We start from the raw sequence: 4,455 nt of genomic DNA, 5'->3' as shown, positions 1-4,455 counted from the left end.
TTCAGGGGCCAGCCGGTCACCGTGCAGGACGTGTTCGAGGCGGTGGGCCGCCATTCCGTCGGCAACATGTCCGACGAGGATCTGGCCGAGCTCGAGAAGGTCGCCTGCCCCTCCGCCGGCGCTTGCGGGGCGCAGTTCACGGCCAATACGATGGCGACCGTCTCCGAGGCGATCGGCCTCGCGCTGCCATATTCCGCCGGCGCGCCCGCGCCCTACGAGCTGCGTGACCGGTTCTGCATGACCGCCGGCGAGATGGTGATGGAGCTCATCGCCCGCAATATCCGCCCGCGCGACATTGTCACCCGCAAGGCGCTGGAGAATGCCGCCACCGTCGTCGCCGCATCCGGCGGCTCCACCAATGCGGCCCTGCACCTGCCGGCGATCGCGCATGAATGCGGCATCGATTTCGATCTCTTCGACGTGGCCGAAATCTTCTACCGCACGCCCTATGTCGCCGATCTCAAGCCCGGCGGGCGCTATGTCGCCAAGGACATGTTCGAGGCAGGGGGCATCCCGCTCCTGATGAAGACGCTGCTCGATCACGGCTATCTTCACGGCGACTGCCTCACCGTGACCGGACGCACCATCGCCGAGAACATGGAATCGGTGAAATGGAACCCGGATCAGGACGTCGTCCGTCCCGCCGGCAAGCCGATTACCAAGACCGGCGGCGTCGTCGGCCTCAAGGGCAATCTCGCGACCGAAGGCGCCATCGTGAAGGTCGCCGGCATGCCGGCCGACAAGCAGAGCTTCAAGGGCCCGGCCCGCTGCTTCAACGGTGAGGAGGCCTGTTTCGAGGCGGTCAAGAACAAGCAGTATGAGGAAGGCGAGGTTCTCGTCATCCGCTACGAGGGCCCCAAGGGCGGCCCCGGCATGCGCGAGATGCTGTCGACGACAGCCGCGCTCTACGGACAGGGTATGGGGGACAAGGTCGCCCTGATCACGGATGGACGCTTCTCGGGCGCCACGCGCGGCTTCTGCATCGGCCATGTCGGGCCGGAAGCCGCCGTGGGCGGGCCGATCGGGCTCCTGAAGGATGGCGACATCATCGAGATCGATGCGGTGACGGGCCGTCTCGATGTCCATCTCTCGGATGAGGAACTTGAACGCCGCCGCGCCGAATGGCAGCCGCGCGAGACGAAATTCGCCTCGGGCGTGCTGTGGAAATTCGCGCAGGTGGTCGGTTCCGCAAAGAAAGGCGCGGTGACCCATCCGGGCGGCGCCGCGGAAAAGCAGTGCTATGCGGATATCTAGGACGACGCTTGTCACGCTCTGCCTCCTCCTGATCGGAGCAGGCCCTGCTCTGGCCCTGGACGGGCGCGGTTCCGCCGCGCCCTTGCCGGAGGATTCGCCCTTCGCCTCCGTGCGTGAGGCGTTGCGCGAGGGCGTGCGCGAATACAATGCCGGCGACAAGACGGGGGCGGTCCGCGCCCTCGAATTCGCCGCTGGCCAGGGGCATACGCTGGCCTTGTGGAAGCTCGGTTCGATGTATGCTGCGGGCGATGGCGTGAAGCATGACGATCTGCGTGCCTTCGAATATTTCTCGCGCATCGTCGATTCCAACCACGACACCTTCCCCGGGTCGGGCGAGGCCTCCGTGGTCTCCGCTGCCTTCGTGGCTCTGGGGAGATATTTCCTCGAAGGAATCCCCGTGACTTATGTGCGGGCCAATAGTGCACGCGCCTACGAGATGTTTCATTACGCCGCATCTTTCTTCGGCGACGCCAATGCCCAATACGCCATCGCGCGCCTGCATCTCGACGGCAAGGGCGTGCCGGAAGATTCGCGCACGGCGGCGCGCTGGTTCAACCTCGCGGCGGAAAAAGGCCATTATCCCGCCCAGGCCGTGCTCGGTCACATGCTGGTCAACGGCATCGGCGTGCCGCGGCAGCGCTCGCAGGGCCTGATGTGGCTGACGCTCGCCCGCGATGCCGCCGATCCGGGCGGTGAAGCCTGGATCCACAATCTCTACGACGAAGCGGTGACCGAGGCGAGCGAGACCGAGCGCCGTTCGGCGCTGGCCAATCTCGAGGATTTCCTGCGCCGCCGACGCTGATCGGGCGCCATCTGCGGCTTGCGCGCACCCTCCCGCCTCGGATATGCCGGAACGGCCACGCGGGAGGACATGATGAGCGATCAGCCAGCAACACAAGCCGAGACCCATTTCACCGGCGACAGCCCGGATACGCTGACACTCCTGAAGACCCGCCGCTCGACCGGCGCACGCCTTCTCGACGAGCCGGGACCACATCGTGCGCAGATCGAGGAAATGCTCACCATCGCCGCACGCGTGCCCGATCACGGCAAACTCGCGCCCTGGCGTTTCGTGGTGATCACAGGTGAGGCCCGGGCCCGGCTCGGCGACGAAGCGGCGGCAATCGTCAAGGGCGATGATCCCGACAGCGATGAGGCACAGATCGAGAAGGCGCGCGGCTTGCTGCAGCGTGCACCCCTCGTCATCGCAGTGGTCTCGCGTGCCCGCCCGCATCCCAGGATCCCGGAATGGGAACAGGTGCTCTCCGCCGGCGCTGCCTGCCAGAACCTGATCCTCGCAGCCACCGCGATGGGCTTTCGCGCCAACTGGATCACCGAGTGGATCGCCTTCGACCGGCGTTTCCTCGATGCACTCGGCCTCGCCGCTGATGAGCGTATTGCCGGATACGTACATATCGGTTCGAGCGATGCGCAGCGCAGCCACCGCGCGCGTCCCGATCTCGCCGATATCGTCACCTGGGCGTGACGCGTGCTGCAAACGGCCTTTGCATGCCTCCGGCGGGCCGGGCGGTTCCCCTACGGACAGCCTGGGTATAGGTTGCAAGCGAAACCATCGTCGCAGGAGTTCGAACCCGATGTTTTATGAAGTCGCGCAGGGCCACGGGCTGCCCTATGATCCGTTCAAGGCGCTTGTCGCGCCGCGCCCTGTCGGCTGGGTGACAACGATGAGCGCCTCGGGCGCCATCAATCTCTCGCCCTATTCCTTCTTCAACGCGGTCTCCGACAAGCCGCACATGGTGTGCTTTTCGTCCGGCGGCTACAAGGATGCGATCACCTTCGTGCAGGAGACGGGGGAGTTCGTGTGCAACATGGCGACATTCGATCTGCGCGACGCGATGAATGCGACCTCGGCGCCCCTGCCGCGCGGTGAGAGCGAATTCGACCATGCCGGCCTGACCAAAGCACCTTCGCGCCTCGTGAGGCCGCCGCGCGTGGCCGAGAGCCCCGTTGCGCTGGAATGCAAGCTCATCCGCGTTCTGCCGCTGGAACCGCTGGAAGGTGAGGCGAGCTACATCATGGCGATCGGGCAGGTAATCGGTATCCATATAGACGACGCCTTCATCCATGACGGCATGGTCGATACCGCCGCGATGAAGCCGATCGCACGGGCCGGCTACAAGGACTATTTCGTGGCGCAGGAGAGCGCGAAATTCTCCATCGCGCGCCCCGCCGGTGGTGGTGATCTCAAACGCGAGACATGAGCCGGCGCGCGCGCTTGAGATGGGGCATGTCGATCATCTCCCCGTCGATGGCGACGACGCCGGCATTCGGATCGGCTTCGAAAGCGGCGATGATCGCTTTTGCCCGTGCAACCTCTTCCGGCGTGGGTGCGAAGGTCTCGTTGATCACCGGCACCTGCGCCGGATGGATGGCCATCTTGGCGACGAATCCATCACGGCGCGCATCGCGGCACTCGGCTGCGAGCCCATCGAGTTCGCGGAAATTGGTATAGACCGTGTCGATCGCGTCGATTTCCGCCGCGCCCGCCCCCATCAGGGTGAGCGAACGCGCGAGGCGGTAGGGATCGGTATAATGCCCGTTCGGATCGCGGTTGCTCTCCGAGCCCAGATCAGCCGACAGATCCTCGCCTCCCCAGGCGATCCCGGTCAGGCGATGGCTGGCGCCGCGAAAGCTGCCCAGCGCGAAGATGCTGCGGGCGGTCTCGGTGGCAATCGCCATGATCCTCGTCCTGCCGTCTTCAAGCGCGTATTCCGCCTCGCGCACGGCGATCATCGCCGCGAGATGCGCCACATCGGCGCCGCCACAGGCCTTGGGCTGGACGATCCCGTCGGGGCCTGGCTCCATCACCGCATCGAGATCGGCTGCGGTATGGCCCGATGCGAGATCATTGACGCGCACGAACAGGCGCGGGCGGCTCTCGGTGCGCTTCGCTTCACGCAGGAAATCCCCCGTCACCTGCCGGGCGGCCTCCTTGGCCGAGGGCGCGACGGAATCCTCCAGATCGATGATCAGGGCGTCGGCACCGCTGCCGAGGCCCTTCTCCAGCTTGCGGGCGCTGTCGCCCGGTACGAACAGATAGGAGCGCATCGGATCAGGCCTCCCGCTTGCGCATGAAGGCCTGGCGGCGGCACTCGGCTACGAGCGTGCCGTCCTGCTTGTAAGTGCGGTGGATGAAATCGACGATGCCCGCATTGGGGCGGGAGCGGGATTCGCGTTTGG

Annotated in this window: 5 protein-coding genes; 4 read left to right on the top strand and 1 reads right to left on the bottom strand. The window is 65.7% G+C overall.

The features are described 5' to 3' along the window. The 4 genes from VKP01_RS06295 to VKP01_RS06280 form a co-directional block, all read left to right on the top strand. The coding region (locus tag VKP01_RS06295) for a dihydroxy-acid dehydratase (RefSeq protein ID WP_324411311.1) at window positions 1-1,254 on the top strand (1,254 nt) is incomplete at its 5' end. After that, window positions 1,241-2,056, top strand: coding sequence for a tetratricopeptide repeat protein (locus VKP01_RS06290; RefSeq protein WP_324411310.1), 816 nt, complete (start codon window positions 1,241-1,243; stop codon window positions 2,054-2,056). The genes VKP01_RS06295 and VKP01_RS06290, both read left to right, overlap by 14 nt. A 72-nt stretch (window positions 2,057-2,128) precedes the next feature. Continuing rightward, complete coding sequence (locus VKP01_RS06285) at window positions 2,129-2,740, top strand: nitroreductase (protein ID WP_324411309.1); 612 nt, start codon at window positions 2,129-2,131, stop codon at window positions 2,738-2,740. A gap of 109 nt (window positions 2,741-2,849) precedes the next feature. After that, window positions 2,850-3,476, top strand: coding sequence for a flavin reductase family protein (locus tag VKP01_RS06280; protein ID WP_324411308.1), 627 nt, complete (start codon window positions 2,850-2,852; stop codon window positions 3,474-3,476). Here the strand turns inward: VKP01_RS06280 and VKP01_RS06275 are convergent. Beyond that, window positions 3,460-4,323, bottom strand: a complete 864-nt coding sequence (locus VKP01_RS06275; protein ID WP_324411307.1) for a CoA ester lyase — start codon at window positions 4,321-4,323, stop codon at window positions 3,460-3,462. The genes VKP01_RS06280 and VKP01_RS06275 overlap by 17 nt on opposite strands. Window positions 4,324-4,455 lie beyond the last annotated feature (132 nt).

The sequence above is a fragment of the Saliniramus sp. genome, assembly GCF_035311605.1.
Taxonomy (GTDB): Bacteria; Pseudomonadota; Alphaproteobacteria; order Rhizobiales; family Beijerinckiaceae; genus Saliniramus.
The sequence above is the reverse complement of the archived record's forward strand: the minus strand, read 5'-3'. Positions and strand labels throughout refer to the sequence as shown.

What these genes read in the sequence shown, in the direction of transcription:
- VKP01_RS06290 (WP_324411310.1), top strand. Translation starts at nt 1,241, where the DNA reads ATGCGGATATCTAGGACGACGCTTGTCACGCTCTGCCTCCTCCTGATC.
- VKP01_RS06285 (WP_324411309.1), top strand. Translation starts at nt 2,129, where the DNA reads ATGAGCGATCAGCCAGCAACACAAGCCGAGACCCATTTCACCGGCGAC.
- VKP01_RS06280 (WP_324411308.1), top strand. Translation starts at nt 2,850, where the DNA reads ATGTTTTATGAAGTCGCGCAGGGCCACGGGCTGCCCTATGATCCGTTC.
- VKP01_RS06275 (WP_324411307.1), bottom strand. Translation starts at nt 4,323, where the DNA reads ATGCGCTCCTATCTGTTCGTACCGGGCGACAGCGCCCGCAAGCTGGAG.